The organism is Cupriavidus sp. FW216-B1, assembly GCF_058789195.1.
Window position 1 is genome coordinate 964,455 of the sequence record NZ_JBYTEL010000001.1, and the last position, 15,301, is coordinate 979,755.

General features: G+C 70.1%; 17 protein-coding genes. 15 read left to right on the plus strand and 2 right to left on the minus strand.

Annotated elements, in window-relative coordinates; genetic code table 11:
• The first annotated feature begins 48 nt into the window (after positions 1-48).
• From AC3WXD_RS04135 to AC3WXD_RS04150, 4 genes are all read left to right on the plus strand, one after another.
• Positions 49-1,404, plus strand: coding sequence for a GntP family permease (locus AC3WXD_RS04135; RefSeq protein ID WP_492323099.1), 1,356 nt, complete (start codon positions 49-51; stop codon positions 1,402-1,404).
• Between the two features lie 344 nt (positions 1,405-1,748).
• Positions 1,749-2,000 carry an AbrB/MazE/SpoVT family DNA-binding domain-containing protein gene (locus tag AC3WXD_RS04140; RefSeq protein WP_020202841.1) on the plus strand — a complete coding sequence of 84 codons (252 nt, stop codon included), beginning with the start codon at positions 1,749-1,751 and terminating at the stop codon, positions 1,998-2,000.
• Positions 1,994-2,344, plus strand: a complete 351-nt coding sequence (locus AC3WXD_RS04145) for a type II toxin-antitoxin system ChpB family toxin (protein WP_492323100.1) — start codon at positions 1,994-1,996, stop codon at positions 2,342-2,344. Before AC3WXD_RS04140 ends, AC3WXD_RS04145 begins: the two co-directional genes overlap by 7 nt.
• A gap of 540 nt (positions 2,345-2,884) precedes the next feature.
• Complete coding sequence (locus tag AC3WXD_RS04150; protein WP_231586418.1) at positions 2,885-3,310, plus strand: CBS domain-containing protein; 426 nt, start codon at positions 2,885-2,887, stop codon at positions 3,308-3,310.
• 186 nt (positions 3,311-3,496) lie between these two features.
• On the opposite strand, the gene AC3WXD_RS04155 is transcribed toward AC3WXD_RS04150, so the two are convergent.
• Positions 3,497-3,973: an Lrp/AsnC family transcriptional regulator gene (locus AC3WXD_RS04155; protein ID WP_020202844.1), complete on the minus strand. Its 477-nt coding sequence runs from the start codon at positions 3,971-3,973 to the stop codon at positions 3,497-3,499.
• Between the two features lie 160 nt (positions 3,974-4,133).
• On the opposite strand from AC3WXD_RS04155, the gene glmS reads away from it, so the two are divergent.
• From glmS to AC3WXD_RS04180, 5 genes are all read left to right on the plus strand, one after another.
• Complete coding sequence (glmS, locus tag AC3WXD_RS04160; protein WP_492323101.1) at positions 4,134-5,963, plus strand: glutamine--fructose-6-phosphate transaminase (isomerizing); 1,830 nt, start codon at positions 4,134-4,136, stop codon at positions 5,961-5,963.
• A gap of 347 nt (positions 5,964-6,310) precedes the next feature.
• Positions 6,311-6,448, plus strand: coding sequence for a hypothetical protein (locus tag AC3WXD_RS04165; RefSeq protein ID WP_020202846.1), 138 nt, complete (start codon positions 6,311-6,313; stop codon positions 6,446-6,448).
• A gap of 131 nt (positions 6,449-6,579) precedes the next feature.
• Entirely contained in the window at positions 6,580-7,026 is a 447-nt protein-coding gene (locus AC3WXD_RS04170; protein WP_492323102.1) for a MarR family winged helix-turn-helix transcriptional regulator, read from the plus strand.
• Between the two features lie 58 nt (positions 7,027-7,084).
• Positions 7,085-7,648: a cysteine hydrolase family protein gene (locus tag AC3WXD_RS04175; RefSeq protein WP_492323103.1), complete on the plus strand. Its 564-nt coding sequence runs from the start codon at positions 7,085-7,087 to the stop codon at positions 7,646-7,648.
• 252 nt (positions 7,649-7,900) lie between these two features.
• The gene (locus AC3WXD_RS04180; RefSeq protein WP_020202849.1) at positions 7,901-8,230 is read left to right on the plus strand and encodes a hypothetical protein; all 330 of its coding nucleotides are present in this window, start codon (positions 7,901-7,903) and stop codon (positions 8,228-8,230) included.
• A gap of 220 nt (positions 8,231-8,450) precedes the next feature.
• Here AC3WXD_RS04180 and AC3WXD_RS04185 read toward each other — a convergent pair whose 3' ends face one another.
• The gene (locus AC3WXD_RS04185) at positions 8,451-9,101 is read right to left on the minus strand and encodes a DUF6869 domain-containing protein (protein WP_020202850.1); all 651 of its coding nucleotides are present in this window, start codon (positions 9,099-9,101) and stop codon (positions 8,451-8,453) included.
• Between the two features lie 475 nt (positions 9,102-9,576).
• Here AC3WXD_RS04185 and AC3WXD_RS04190 point away from each other — a divergent pair, with 475 nt between their 5' ends.
• The 6 genes from AC3WXD_RS04190 to AC3WXD_RS04215 all read left to right on the plus strand — a co-directional run bounded on the left by AC3WXD_RS04190 (position 9,577) and on the right by AC3WXD_RS04215 (position 15,286).
• Positions 9,577-10,503 (plus strand): aldo/keto reductase, encoded by a 927-nt coding sequence (locus tag AC3WXD_RS04190; protein WP_059411577.1) that lies wholly within the window; start codon positions 9,577-9,579, stop codon positions 10,501-10,503.
• A 7-nt stretch (positions 10,504-10,510) separates the two neighbouring features.
• Positions 10,511-11,854 (plus strand): NTP/NDP exchange transporter, encoded by a 1,344-nt coding sequence (locus tag AC3WXD_RS04195; protein WP_492323104.1) that lies wholly within the window; start codon positions 10,511-10,513, stop codon positions 11,852-11,854.
• Positions 11,855-11,865: 11 nt separating this feature from the next.
• Complete coding sequence (locus AC3WXD_RS04200; RefSeq protein WP_492323105.1) at positions 11,866-13,044, plus strand: esterase-like activity of phytase family protein; 1,179 nt, start codon at positions 11,866-11,868, stop codon at positions 13,042-13,044.
• A gap of 144 nt (positions 13,045-13,188) precedes the next feature.
• Positions 13,189-13,482: a hypothetical protein gene (locus AC3WXD_RS04205; RefSeq protein WP_063826836.1), complete on the plus strand. Its 294-nt coding sequence runs from the start codon at positions 13,189-13,191 to the stop codon at positions 13,480-13,482.
• A gap of 146 nt (positions 13,483-13,628) precedes the next feature.
• Positions 13,629-13,994 carry a hypothetical protein gene (locus AC3WXD_RS04210; RefSeq protein WP_020202855.1) on the plus strand — a complete coding sequence of 122 codons (366 nt, stop codon included), beginning with the start codon at positions 13,629-13,631 and terminating at the stop codon, positions 13,992-13,994.
• A gap of 287 nt (positions 13,995-14,281) precedes the next feature.
• Positions 14,282-15,286, plus strand: a complete 1,005-nt coding sequence (locus tag AC3WXD_RS04215) for a Bug family tripartite tricarboxylate transporter substrate binding protein (protein ID WP_454733355.1) — start codon at positions 14,282-14,284, stop codon at positions 15,284-15,286.
• Positions 15,287-15,301: the final 15 nt, after the last annotated feature.

Genomic DNA, 15,301 nt, shown 5'->3' on the forward strand with positions numbered 1-15,301 from the left:
GGAGAGCCCCGCCGGACCCTCCGGCGGACCCCGCAGCAAGGAGACAATATGGGCGCCGTCACCGGAACCACACTATTGCTGTACGCGCTGATCGCCGTGATCGCGCTGGTCGTGCTGATCGCGAAGTTCAAGCTCAATCCCTTCATCACCCTGGTCGTCGTCTCGGTGCTGCTCGGCTTTGCCGTGGGCATGCCGATGGGCGACATCGTCAAGTCGTTCGAGGCCGGCGTCGGCGGCACGCTCGGCCACATCGCGCTGGTCATCGGGCTGGGCACCATGCTCGGCAAGATGATGGCCGAATCGGGCGGCGCCGAGCGCATCGCGCGCACGCTGATCGATTTCTTCGGCGAGAAGAACGTGCACTGGGCGATGGTCACGATCGCCTTCATCGTCGGCCTGCCGGTGTTCTTCGAGGTCGGCTTCGTGCTGCTGGTGCCGATCGCCTTCAACGTGGCCAAGCGCACCGGCACCTCGATGGTGCTGGTCGGCATCCCGATGGTGGCCGGCCTGTCGGTCGTGCACGGCCTGATCCCGCCGCACCCGGCCGCGCTGCTGGCCGTGACCGCCTACGGCGCCGACATCGGCAAGACCATCCTGTACGCGCTGATCGTGGGCATCCCCACCGCCATCATCGCCGGCCCGCTGTTCGCGCGGCTGATGGACCGCTACGTCAAGCTGCCCGACATCAACCCGCTGGCCGCGCAGTTCACCGAGGACGAGAGCAAGGGCACGCACGAACTGCCCGGTTTCGGCATCACCATCTTCACCATCCTGCTGCCGGTGGCGCTGATGCTGATCGGCAGCTGGGCCGACCTGCTCACCGCGCCCAAGACCTTCGCCAACGACTTCCTCAAGCTGATCGGCAACTCGGTGATGGCGCTGCTGATCGCCGCGCTGGTGAGCTTCTACACCTTCGGCAAGGCGCGCGGCTTCAACCGCGAGAACATCCTCAAGTTCACTAACGAATGCGTGGCGCCCACCGCCATCATCGTGCTGGTGGTCGGCGCCGGCGGCGGCTTCGGCCGCGTGCTGCGCGACTCCGGCATCTCCAACGCCATCGTCGACGTCGCCACCGGCGCGCACGTCTCCGTGCTGCTGCTGGGCTGGCTGGTGGCCGTGCTGATCCGCATCGCCACCGGCTCGGCCACGGTCGCCATGACCACCGCCGCCGGCATCGTCGCCCCGATCGCCGCCAGCGTGCCGGGCACCCGCCCCGAACTGCTGGTGCTGACCACCGGCGCCGGCTCGCTGATCCTGTCGCACGTGAACGACGGCGGCTTCTGGCTGGTGAAGGAATACTTCAACATGACCGTGGCGCAGACCTTCAAGACGTGGTCCGTGTGCGAGACCATCATCTCGGTGGTGGCGCTGCTGCTGACGCTGGCGCTGGCCACGGTGGTCTGATCCCGGCTGGCGTTGCCCGAGGCGGGACGCTCGTCCCGCTTCGGCTGCGCGGCCCGGGCTGCGACCGGGCCGCGCTCCCTCCCGTCTCCTTCCTCCCTCCCCCTTTTCGTTGCGCGGGCGTTCGTTTCCGTGGCTGCCCTTCGCCTTCGACATCCCTCCGTGGGCGGCGCAAGCCAATGGCAGCCGGCCGCAATCAATGAGACTTGTCGCCTTGCCGGCAACTCGCGCATCGCGGATAAACAGGCCATGCCTTCCCGCGAGACGACGTATCTACAACGTAGATACGAAATTTGACCACCACAACCAGCGTATCTACAATGGCTATACATCTACTGGAGCCTGCCGTGGAACTGTCGATTCAGAAATGGGGCAACAGCGCGGCCGTGCGGCTGCCCGCCGCGCTGCTCGAACAACTCAAGGTCGCCTTGGGCGACAAGCTCACCGTCGACGTGCGCCAGGATGGCGTCCTGCTCAAGCCCGCCCGGCCCCGGTACGCACTCGAAGAACTGGTCGCGCAGTGCGATCCCGCCGCGCCGATGCCCGCGGACCTGGCCGCCTGGCACCACGCCGGGCCGGCCGGCCACGAAGCATGGTGAAGTCCGCCAGGTTCGACCGGGGCGACATCGTGCGGGTAAGCCTGAACCCCACGGCCGGCCGCGAGCAGCAGGGAGATTTCCGCCCCGCGCTCGTGCTGTCGCCCGCCGCCTTCAACGCGCTCGGCGTCGCGCTGGTCGCGCCGATCACGCAGGGTGGCGACGTTGCCCGTTTCGCCGGCTTCGCCGTGCCGCTGTCCGGGGCCGGCACCGAGACCCAGGGCGTCGCGCTGGTGAACATGGTGCGCACGCTGGACCTTGAAGCGCGGGGCGCAAGGAAGGTCGAGCGCGTGCCGGCCGAAGTGGTGGAAGACGCGCTGGCGCGCCTGCAGACGATCCTGGCGTGACTGGAAAGGCCGGGCGAGCGTTTGCCGCGGCCGTCGGCCGCGCCTCCGATGCCGCCCGGCAATGTCATGACATTGCGTGTCCATGCGTGCCGCGCCGGCATGTTCCCGTCATGACGGTGCCCCGGTGAAAGCGGCGATGCGCAGAACAGGCAACTCGCAAGGGGTGCCGATCCCGAAGCCGATCCTGGCCCGGTTGGGCCTGGGAGACGAAGTGGACATGCCGGCCGAAAATGATGCGCCCGGCGCCGCGCCGCGTCCCCGTCACCCTCATGAAGCGGGACGGCTCGCTAAAGAAAGCCGGGGTCGCAGCCGACAACACAATGCTGAACAGCCTGCGAGCGTCGCAGGAGGTAGTCGCGGAATGGCGCCGGGCAGGACGGACACGGGTTGCGCCCCCTGTCCGCCCGGCCTGGCCCAGGTTGTGCCCCCGCCCCGCGTAGCGAGAATGGCCGCCCGGCCACCGGCGCCACGCGCGGGGCAATGGCGACCCCGCATGGGAAAAAGACATACACGGAGCCAGTTGTGACCATCGATAGCATCATGTCCAGAAAGATCGTCAGCGTGGTGTTCGACGATACCTTGGCAACGGTCAAGCACATTTTCGACGAGGCGAAGTTCCATCACCTGCTCGTCGTCGAAGACGAGAGACTGCATGGCGTCGTATCGGACCGCGACCTGCTGCGCGCGGTGAGCCCGTTCATCGGCAGCAACGTGGAGTCGGCCAGGGACCTCAACACCCTCAACAAGCGCGTGCACCAGATCATGACGCGCAAGCCGATCACGTTGCGCCCCGAGGCCAGGATCCCCGATGCCATCGCGCTGTTTCTCGCTCATCGGATCTCGTGCATCCCCATCGTGGACGCGCAGTTCCGGCCGGTCGGCATCGTCAGCTGGCGGGATATTCTGCGGTGGATTTCGGATGCCCCGGCGCCCGCGGATCCCGAACCGGACGACGCCGCGGCATGAACGCCGGTGGCATCCGGCCGCCCTGCGCCTGACATCGCCTGTCGGGACGGGTGCCGGGAGCCGCGGCCGGATCGCGGCCTGACCGGAAACTCGCGCCGATGCACGGCACCGACGGCCGCCCTGGCTCGTTCAACGCCGGAGCCGCGCTGTCCGGCACAGGCATCGCGGCCCGCCGGCTTCCCGGTTCTATCTTCCCGCCACCGGCGCGTTCGCCTCGAACTTGGCCCGATGCGTCGAGAAAAACGTCCGCACGTTGCGCACGTTGGACGCGCCGGCGAACAGCCGCCGCGCGAACGCATCGTAGGCGGCCATGTCGGCCATCTCCACCGTGACGATGAAATCCGGCCCCGGCGAAACCCGGTAGCACTGCGTGACCGCGGCCTCGGCGCAGATATAGGCCTCGAAGGCGTCGTGGTCCTCGGCGGTCTGGCGGTCTAGGCTGATCTCGATGATGGCGGTCAGCGGCGTGCCGGTCTGGCGCGGATCCAGCACGGCGATCTGGCGCTGGATGACGCCGCTTTCCCTGAGCCTGCGCACGCGCCGCAGGCAGGTGGGCGCCGAGGCGTGCACGCGCTCGGCGAGGTCGGTGTTCGAGATGGCCGAGTCGGCCTGCAGGATGCGGAGGATGCGCAGGTCGAGCTCGTCCAGGAAGGTGCCGGGCAATGGGGACTCCGCTAGGCCTGATGAAATAAAATTTCATCACTATTTGATGATGATTGATTATTTCATTGTTTATAGATTTAAGAAAGAAAATTACATACCGATCCCTCTACCATGCTAACCGCTGGCCCGGCCTCGGGCCGATCATGAGGGAAAAACGGATATGTGCGGAATTGTCGGGGCGGTCGCGCAGCGCGACATCGTGCCCAATCTCGTCGAGGGCCTGAAGCGGCTGGAGTACCGCGGTTATGACTCCTGCGGCGTGGCGCTGCACCAGGACCGGCAACTGGTGCGCGCGCGCAGCGTGGATCGCGTTGCCGCCCTGCAGGCCGACATCGCCCGGCAGGCGCTGGCGGGCTACACCGGCATCGCGCACACGCGCTGGGCCACGCACGGCAAGCCGGTCACGGGCAACGCGCACCCCCACTTCTCGCCGCGCGAGGAAGCGGCGCGCATCGCGCTGTCGCACAACGGCATCATCGAGAACCACGAGGAACTGCGCGCGGGCCTGGAGGCCAGCGGCTACGTCTTCGCCAGCCAGACCGACAGCGAGGTGATCGCGCACCTGATCGACCACCTGTACGACGGCGACCTGTTCGAGGCGGTGAAGGCGGCCGTGGCGCGGCTGCGCGGCAGCTTCGCCATCGCCGTGCTGTGCCGCGACGAGCCGCACCGGCTGGTGGGCGCCCGCAGCGGCATGCCGCTGGTGGTCGGCGTGGGCGAAGGCGAGAACTTCCTGGCGTCCGACGCGATGGCGCTGTCCGGCGTCACGGACCGCATCGCCTATCTCGAGAACGGCGACGTGGTGGACGTGCAGCTGCACCGCTACTGGATCGTCGATGCCGCCGGCCAGCGCGTGGAGCGCCCCGTGGCGCGGGTGGCGGCGCACGGCAGCAGCGCCGAGCTCGGCCCGTACCGCTACTACATGCAGAAGGAGATCTTCGAGCAGCCGCAGGCGGTGGCCGACACCTTGCAGGACGTCACCACGGTCATGCCCGAACTGTTCGGCGACAAGGCGTGGCGCGTGTTCAACGCGGTGGATTCGGTGCTGCTGCTGGCGTGCGGCGGCAGCTATCACGCCGCGCTGACGGCCAGGTACTGGATCGAGAGCCTGGCCGGGCTGCCGGTCAGCGTGGAGATCGCGAGCGAGTTCCGCTACCGCGAAAGCGTGCCGAACCCGAACGCGCTCGTCGTCGCGGTATCCCAGAGCGGCGAGACCGCCGACGTGCTCGGCGCGCTCGAGGTAGCCCGCCAACTGGGCATGCGCCACACGCTGGCGATCTGCAACGTGCCGACCAGCGCGCTGGTGCGGGAATGCGCGCTGACCTTCATCACGCGGGCCGGCGTGGAGATCGGCGTGGCCTCCACCAAGGCCTTCACCACGCAGTTGGTGGCGCTGTTCCTGCTCGCGCTGACGCTGGCGCAGATCCGCGGGCGGCTTTCCGCGCAGGACGAACAGCACCACCTGCGCGCGCTGCGCCACCTGCCGGACGCCATGCGCCAGGTGCTGGCGCTGGAGCCGCAGATCATGGCCTGGTCCGAACTGCTGGCGCGCCGCGAGAACATGCTGTTCCTGGGCCGCGGCATGCACTACCCGGTGGCGATGGAAGGCGCGCTGAAGATGAAGGAAATCTCGTACATCCATGCCGAGGCCTATCCGGCCGGCGAGCTCAAGCACGGCCCGCTGGCGCTGGTCAGCGACGAGATGCCCGTGGTCGCGGTCGCGCCCAACGACCGCCTGCTGGAAAAGCTCAAGTCGAACATGCACGAGGTCAGCGCGCGCAGCGGGCGGCTGTTCGTCTTCGCCGACAGCGACTGCGGCATCGCGCCGAGCCCCGGCATCGAAGTGCTGCGCCTCACGGAATACTACGGGCCGCTGTCGCCGATCCTGCACACGATCCCGATGCAGTTGCTGGCCTACCATGTCGCGCTGGCGCGCGGAACCGACATCGACAAGCCGCGCAACCTGGCGAAATCGGTGACGGTGGAGTAGCGATGTTGCCGGCGCAGTGACGCCGTGGCGGGGCTGGACATGCTGGGAAAGCCGCATGCCCCGTCCCCGCACCCCGAATCCTGTCGGAACGGCACGACAGGCAACACGCAAGAAGTGACTCAAAGCCGATTCTTCGCGAGCAAATGTGAATGATGCACCGCCACAACGATGTTTTTGAGCAAACACTCCAATCCGCCCACTAGACAGGATTGGATTAGGGTTTATACTTACACCCGTCTCCTCCTTGTCTCCAACGACATGGATTCAACCCGCCCTTCGGGGCGGGTTTATTTTTTTCCGCCTCCGTTCGAATTCATCCGCAGGCCGCCGCCCCCGGCGTTCAGAGCATGAAACGTTTTGCAGCATTCGCCACGGCAAGCTGGTCGGCAGCCGCGCTGGTCTATTTCGGGCAGCACTCGACGGCCATGCTGGCCATGAGCGCCATCGTCGCCCTGGCCGGGCTGGACATCGCTTCCAGCCTCTGACCGGCACGCGGTCCCGCGCTCCATCGTTCTCCCCGATTCGCCGCTGCGCGCCGTTTATCGCGCCGCCTTGACTGCCGGCCATATATGAAGGTAGCCTTCACAGCTAACCTTCATAATTTCCCGCGACCGACATGACCGCCCCGCACGCGGATTCCGACGCCGCGCACGCCCTGGCCGCCGAACTGCGCGTGGTGCTGGGCAAGCTGACCCGGCGGCTGCGCGAGAAGTCGCATTTCAGCCATCTCACCTGGACCCAGTTGCGCGTGCTGCTGCGGCTGGAGCGCGAAGGGCCGGCGACGGTATCGGCGCTGGCGCGGGCCGAGGGCATGCGCCCGCAATCGATGGGCGAGACGGTTGCCGTGCTCAAGGCGGCCGGGCTCGTCAGCGGCGCGCCCGATCCCAGCGACGGGCGGCAGACCGTCCTGTCGCTCACGCCGGCCTGCGCCGAGGCGGTCCGGGCCGGCCGCGCGGCGCGCGAGGACTGGCTGTTCCATGCCATCGAGACCCGGCTCGCGCCGGCCGAGCAGGACGCGCTCGCCGCGGCCGTCGCGCTGCTGGCGCGGCTGGTGGAGTCCTGACGCCGCCGCCCGACGCACGACACCGCACTCGCCGCCCCCCCCTTCCCAAGGAAACGCCATGACAACGACCACGCTCGACCCCAGCACCGCCCTCATCGTCATCGACCTGCAGCAGGGCATCGTGTCCTACCCCACGGTCCATCCCATCGGCGAGGTGGTGAAGAACGCCGGCGCGCTGGCCGCCGCCTTCCGCGGCCACGGCCTGCCGGTGGTGCTGGTCAACGTGGCCGGCGGCGCGCCGGGGCGGGCCGAGCAGACGCGCAACTTCGGGCAGCTTCCGCCCGGCTGGGCCGACCTCGTGCCCGAACTGGACCGCCAGCCGGGCGACCACCTCGTGACCAAGCGGACCTGGGGGGCGTTTACCGGCACCGGCCTCGACGCGCACCTCAAGGGCCTGGGCGTCACGCAGGTCGTCATTGCCGGCGTGTCCACCAGCATCGGCGTGGAATCGACTGCGCGGCAGGCGCACGAACTCGGCTACAACGTCACGCTCGCGCTGGACGCCATCACCGACATGCACCCGGACGCGCACGCCAACAGCGTCGCGCGGATCTTCCCGCGGCTGGGCGAGACCGGCACCACGCGCGAGATCGCCGAATTGCTCGGCGGGACCCGCGCATGAGCGCCACCGCGGCACGGCGCGCGCGGGCGCCATGACGGACGGCACCCGCGGCGCGGCGTGAAGGCGCCGCGTTTCCCTGCCCGGCCAGCCAAAGCAGCGCTTCGCGCCGGAATGCGCTACGCTGCACGCCTGCGGTGTCCCGCCCTGCCATCCCATGCTTTTATGACAGTTGTCACAATCTCTTCATACGGGGAAGCAGGATGGTTACCCTCCCCCGCTATAGAATCGAACCCTAACTGGAGGAATAAAACGATGCCCAAAAAGCCAAGGAAAGTCGAGGAGTCAATCCCGGCCACTACCACGGCGCAAGGCCTGATCGCCCTGCTCGACCATATCGCCAACGCGACCGCCCAAGGCCAGCTGGACCCCGAGTTCGCCCGCAAGCTGGGCAAGCGGGCCCGCAAGGAAGCCGATGCGCTGGTCGCGGACGAAGTATTCTCCGCCGCGCACGGCGCGCAGGTGACGGCAGCGCTGCAGTCGCTGGAAGGCGCCATCGCCGACAGCGAAGGCGGCCTGCTGGGCAAGGCAGTGAAGCGCCTGCGCGACGCCGACAAGCGCGCGGCGGAAACCCCGGGCGCCTGAGCGCCCCCGCCACGGAGCGGGCTTGCGGCCCGGCCCGTGGCTGGTCCTGCGCGCATCCACGTCCGTGCCGCGCGGGACCAGGGTGCAGCGGAGCATCGTTCAGCCGTTATTTCGACAGTTATTTAAATATTGAAATCAGTACGGCCGCGTGGCCAGCCGGAATCTGAACCTGATCGTGCGCGCCCGGATCCAGGGCGGATCCGGGGCCTGGGGTCGGGAATCAAGGATCGGGAGAAATGGCGCGCGCGCCGTGGCGCACGGGTGTCCCGGCATGCGCCTGTTTCACCGGGTCCGGCGCGGCGGCGCGCGCCTCGGCGGCGGAAATGGGCTGGAACGCGCCCGGCACGACACGCGCCGCCACCTTGCGCGCGCCCGCCTCGCCCGGCCCCTCGGCGGCCGTGGCCGCCGCGGCGCTGCCGGAGGCCGGCCCGAGCGGCTCCGGACCCGCGCGCCGGTCATGGCAGATCCACATCGCGCGCTGCGGCACGTCGTTGAAATTGCCGTCGCTGGCGGCGAGGATGCGCGCCCAGACCTCGGGCGTGGAGCTGCGCCACACGCCGCACAGCAGGCGGCGAAAGCGCGGATCGCGCGCGGCCTGCCGCTCGATGCGGCCGATGAACGCGGGGCCGTGATATTCGATGAGGTCTTCGAGTTCGCCGGCGGCCAGGGCGCCGAGCACGCGCTCGTTGCCGGTGCGGGTCAGGATCTCCAGCACCAGCGCCCACAACTGGTCGGGGTCGTTGACGCAGAGCCAGTCGCAGGCCTGCCAGACCCAGAACGAACGCACTTCATGCCGGCCGATGGCCGGATCGTAGCGGCTGTAACGCTCGATGTAAGCGTTGACCAGGCGCTTTTGCTCATGGGTTTCCATCGTCCCCCCGGACTACCCGCCTGAAAAACGAATGGGTCCGGCCGGCGACCGCCGCCGCGCCCTGTCCCGGGCGACGGCCGGCAGCCGGTCCGGCTTGCCCCTGTCCGCCAGCGGCTCCGCGCTGGTCGACTCATGTACTGCCCCGGCTGTCCCCTCTGTACCGGGCCCCGCCCGGCAGCCACCCGTGCGGGCTGCCTCGCCACAACCGCCACCATGCCGCCGCCGGCAATCGGGCGGCGGATCCCCTGCGGCGGATCCAGAACAATGATAGGCGGCAATCCCGCGCCCGGATGAGTGAGCGGGGACCGGGGCGGGTTAACCATGAGAATGCCCCGCCGCCGGCTCCGCGCTCCAGCCCTGTTTCCACGCCATCCTGCCCGCTTGCCGGCCACCTTCCACCCGCTCGCCGCGCCCAACAGCGGCCATGCCATCTGTGAGAAGATGTCGGCCAGCCCCAGCAAGCAGGGAGATCGCCATGTCATCCGATCGACGCCGGTTCCTTCGCCACAGCACCTGTCTCGCCGCGGCCCTGACCGGCCTGTCCGGCAGCGCCTGGCCCGCCGCGGGGCCGCATGCGCCGGGCCCGCTGCGCCGCCTGATTCCCGGCGGCCGCGAGACCCTGCCCGTGATCGGCATGGGCACCTCCGACACCTTCAACGTGGGCACCGAGGCGAGCGAGCGCGCCCCGCTGGCCGAGGTGCTGGCGCTGCTGCTGCAGACGCCCGGCGCCGTCATCGATACCGCGCCCAGCTACGGCAGCGCGGAGGCCGTCACCGGCGACCTGCTGCGCAGCGCGCAGGCCCGCGCCAAGGTGTTCCTCGCCACCAAGATTTCCACCTCGGCCGGCAGTCCGGCGCAGGCGCAGTGGGCGCAATCGCTGCGCGACCTGCGCAGCGACAGCGTGGACCTGCTCCAGGTGCACAACCTGATCGACTGGCGCGACAACCTGCGCTTGCTGCGCCAGCTCAAGGAACAGGGCAAGACGCGCTATGTCGGCATCACCCACTACCGCGAGGACGCGCACGAGGCGCTGATCCAGATCGTGCGCGCCGAGCGCCTGGACTTCGTCCAGCTCAACTACTCGCTGGCCGAGCGCAATGCCGAGCGCACGCTGCTGCCGCTGTGCCAGGAGCGCGGTGTGGCGGTGCTGGTCAACCGCCCGTTCCAGGACGGGCGGCTATTCCGCGCGGTCAGGGACCGGCCGCTGCCGCCGCTGGCGGCCGAGCTCGACTGCGCCTCCTGGGGCCAGCTGTTCCTGAAATTCATCGTCAGCCATCCGGCGGTGACGGCGGCCATTCCCGCCACCTCCAAGCCGAAGAACATGCAGGACAATCTCGGCGCCGGCTTCGGCCGCATGCCCGACGCCGGCCAGCGCGCGCAGATCGCCGCGCTGCTGGCCTGAACCGGCCATGAGCGCACCGACCCTGGCAGCCCGCCGCGGCCTCGGCATCCAGCCCGGTGAAGGCAGCGCCGTGGTAGCCGGCTTCCTGTTCTTCTTCTGCCTGTTCGCCAGCTATTTCATGCTGCGCCCGGTGCGCGAGACGATGGGCATCGCCGGCGGCGTGCGGAACCTGCAGTGGCTGTTTACCGCCACCTTCGTGGTGATGCTGGTGGCGATTCCCATCTACGGCCTGTGCAGCGCGCGCCTGCCGCGCCGCCGCTTCGTGCCGTGGGTGTACGCGTTCTTCGTCGCCAACCTGGTGGGCTTCGCGCTGGCCACGCGCGCCGCGCCCGACAACCTGTGGCTGGCGCGCGCGTTCTACGTGTGGCTGTCGGTGTTCAACCTGTTCGTGGTGTCGGTGGCGTGGAGCCTGATGGCGGACGTGTTCCGCCCGGGCCAGGCGCGGCGCCTGTTCGCGCTGCTGGCCGCGGGCGCCAGCGCGGGCGGGCTGGCCGGCCCGGTGCTGGGCGGCTGGCTGGTGCCGCGCATCGGCCTGACCGGGCTGATGCTGCTGTCGGCCGCGCTGCTGGCGGCCACGCTGCCGGGCGCGGGCTTCCTGTTCGGCTGGCGCCGGCGCGCCGGCGCGGGCGTGCCGGTGGCGGACGACCCGGTGCTGCCGCAGGACCCGGCCCGGCCCATCGGCGGCGGCCTGTGGGCCGGGCTGACGCTGGTGGCGCGCTCGCGCTACCTGCTCGGCATCGGCCTGTTCGTGATCCTGCTGGCCACCGCCAGCACCTTCCTGTACTTCGAGCAGGCCCGGCTGGTGGCGCAGACCTTCCCCAGCCGCACGCAGCAGACCCAGGTGTTCAGCGCCATCGACGCCGTGGTGCAGGGCCTGACCATCCTGGTCCAGGTGTTTTTCTCGGGGCGCATCGCCCGGCGCTACGGCGTGACCATGCTGCTCGGCGCGGTGCCGCTGGCCACCGGCCTGGGTTTCCTCGCGCTGGCGCTGTGGCCCGCCTTCGGCGTGCTGGCGGCGGTCATGATCCTGCGCCGCGTGGGCGAATACGCGCTGCTGCGTCCGGGGCGCGAGATGCTGTTCACGGTGGTGGACGCCGAGACCAAGTACAAGGCCAAGAACGTCATCGACACCGCGGTCTACCGCGCTGGCGACGCCGTCAGCGCATGGATCAAGACGGCCATCGATGCCTTCTCCGGCCATCCCGCCGTGGTGGCGCTCACCGGCGCCGTGCTGGCGCTGGGCTGGGCCTGGCTGGGCTGGTGGCTGGGCTGCCGGCACGAAGGCCGCGCCGGCACCGAGCCGCCGGCCGCGCGGCTGGAAGCGGCGCCCGGGCGGCCCGGCGGCGCATGAGATTGCGGGCCTTGCGCACGGCCGCGCGCGCGTGGCTGCCTGCCGCTGCGCTTGCCACGGTCCTGGCCGCCGCGGGCTGCGCCGGTCCGCCCGCCCCCGCACTCACTCCCGCGCCGGGCCCGGCCGCGCTGGCGCTGCTCGGCGAGCAGCGCATCGCCCTGCGCCAGCCGTTCCGGGACACCATCGTCGGCGGCCTGTCCGGGATCGACTACGACGCCCGCTCCGGCACGTGGTTCCTGGTCAGCGACGACCGCTCGGCGCTCGGCCCGGCGCGCCTCTACACCGCCACGATGCGCTACGACGCGAACGGGTTCCACGCGCTTGCGCTCGACGGCGTGATCGTGCCGCGGCAAGCCGACGGCACCGTTTTTCCGGGCCGCCGGCAATGGCTCGAGGGCCGCGGCGAGGTGCCGGACTTCGAAGCCGTGCGCGTCGATCCGCAGGACGGCAGCCTGTGGCTGGCCACCGAGGGCGACTGCTCGCTCAAGGAAGACCCGGCCGTCATCCACGTGGCGCGCGACGGCCGCTACCTGTCCCGCATCGCCGCGCCCGCGATGTTCGCCATGTGCCGGCAGGCGGGCTACGGCTCGCGCGACAACCTGACCTTCGAGGGCCTGAGTTTCTCGCATGATGGCAGCTCGCTGTGGGTGGCGATGGAAGGCCCGCTGCAGCAGGACGGCCCGGAACCCGCGCGCGGCCACGGCGCCGTCGCGCGCGTCACCGAGTTCGCGCGCGACGGCCGCGTGCTGCGGCAGGTCGCCTACCCCGTCGATGCCATCCCCGCGATGCCCGGGCAGGACGTGCCGGCCAACAATGGCGTCACCGAGATCCTGGCGGTGGACGCGCACCGCCTGCTGGTGCTCGAGCGGGCCGCGGTGCGCCAACCCGACGGCAGCTTCGCCAACGACATCCGCCTGTACGAGATGGACCTGCGCGGCGCCAGCGACATCCGCGACCTGCCCGCGCTGGCGGGCGCGGACTACGTGCCGGCGCGCAAGCGGCTGGTGTCCGGCCTGCGCAAGCTGGCGCTGCCGCGGCTGGACAACCTGGAAGGACTGGCCTGGGGACCGAAGACGGGGCGCGGATGCGCCACGCTGGCGATGGTGTCGGACGACAACTTCAACCCGCGGCAGGTCATGCAGGTGCTGGCCTTCGACGTGCTGCCGGACAGCGGCATCTGCCCGCCATGAACATCGCCAGAACACGGGGGCTGGTCCGCGAACCGGCTTCTTTTGGCCTCTTTTAGCCTCCTCCCGCTCCCCGCCACCCCGGCAAACGCCGATAATGGTGACGGAATATTACCAACCCGGCAGCAAGCACCAATGAGATTCCCCATGAAAACACACCGGATCCTCGCCAGGGCAGCCGTGCTCGGCGCCAGCCTCGCCGCCCTCGCCCTGGGCGGCATCGCCCACGCGCAACTGCCGCCGCCCCAGCCGCAAAGGCCGCAGGGCGAGCGCGCCACCGCCACGCCGCTGCCGGCGCAGCCCGCGCCGCACAAGCGACACAAGCACAAGCACCGGCATCACCACAAGAAGGCGCAGCCGTCGCCGGGCGCCCAGCCGTCGGCCGTGCCGGCGCCCGCCGCTGGGCCGCAGCCGTCCCCGCCGCCGCGCCCGGCGCCCTGAGCCCGGCGCGCGCGCAGGAGGCGGCACGGGTCGGGCCGGCGTTACATCTGCTAACCGCGCCGTAATATTGCAGTGACACCTTGGGCCTAGCATGACTTCATGGCCAGCGCGCTTGCGCCGGCCGCCATCAGGATCAGGAGCCAGTCATGCGCAATCCCACTCGTGCCAGCCGTGCAGTCCGTGCCATCGGCGCCGGCCTGCTTGCCGCCTCGCTGCTCGCGGCCGGTCCCGCCTCGGCGCACGGGCGCGATCATGGCCGTGGCGGCGGCGGCGGTGCCGCCGCGGTGCTGGCCATCGGCGCGCTGGTCGGCCTGGCCGTCGGCGCGGCCGTGGCCAGCCAGCCGGTGATGGCCGCCGCGCCCGCGCCGGCCTACGCGCCGCCCCCGGGCTACTGCTACAGCAACTACGACCGCGCCTACGTGCCGTGCGGCCCGCAGCCGGTGCAGGCCGTGCCGTACTACCAGCAGCAACCCTATCCGCAGCAGTACCAGCAGCCGTATCCGTCCTACTGAGCTGGCACACGCGCCGCCGCGCGGCCCTCGGGGCTGCGCGGGCGCGCCGTCTTCCCGCCGCCGGCCACATCTCTCCCCGCCCGTTCCTCCCCCTCCCGCCCGCGCGGCGCGCCTCCGTCCGGCATTTTCATTCAATGAAAATTTCCAGCCATTGTTTGACGCTGAAACCGGCACGTGAATAAGATCACCGCCAGCAGTTTTCAATAAACACAACGCCGCGGCGCACCGACGCACGCGGCAATGCCACCATGCGCCGCCATCCCGGCGGCGCCTGCGAGGAGACAACCATGAACCGACGCGCCACCCTGCGCCTGGCCGCGCTGGCCTGTGCCGCCCTGTGCGCCCCGCTCGCGCTGACCGCGCTGCCGACCAGCGCGGCTCACGCGGCCGAAGCCTATCCGTCCAGGCCGATCCGGCTGGTGGTGCCGTTCACGCCGGGCGGCACCACCGACATCCTCGCGCGGCTGGTCGCGCTCAAGCTCGGCGAGACGCTGGGCCAGACCGTGGTGGTGGACAACCGGCCCGGCGCCGGCGGCAACATCGGCGCCGAAGCCGTGGCCAAGGCCGCGCCGGACGGCTACACGCTGCTGATGGGCACGCTCGGCACGCAGGTCACCAACCAGTTCATCTACGCGCGCATGCCCTATGACTCGGGCAAGGATTTCGCGCCGGTCACGCTGGTGGCCAACTCGCCCAACGTGCTGCTGACCAACGCCACGCTGCCGGTCAAGTCGGTGGCCGAGCTGATCGCGCTGGCGAAGCAGCAGCCGGGCAAGCTCAACTATGCGTCCACCAGCACCGGCGGCTCGCCGCATCTTTCCGGCGAACTGCTCGACAGCATGGCCGGCGTGAAGATGCAGCACGTGCCGTACAAGGGCGCCGCGCCCGCCATGACCGATCTGCTGGCCGGCCAGGTCAACCTCATGTACGACAACCTGCCCTCGGCGCTGGCGCAGATCCAGGCCGGCAAGGTGCGCGCGCTGGCCGTGACCACGCCGCAGCGCGCGCCGGTGCTGCCGGACGTGCCGACGGTGGCGGAATCGGGCCTGCCCGGCTACGTGGTGAACTCCTGGTTCGGCCTGCTGGCGCCGGCCGGCACGCCGGCCGCGCTGGTGGCGCGCATCCAGCAGGCGGTGGCGCGCATCCTGGCCACGCCGGAGGTGCGGCAGCGCGTCGAGCAGCTTGGCGCGGTGCCGGGCGGCGACACGCCCGCCGCCTTCGCGGCGGTGATCCGCGCCGATACCGAGAAATGGTCGCGCGTCATCAAGAACGCGGGCATCCAGGCGCAATAGCCGGCCGCCCCACAG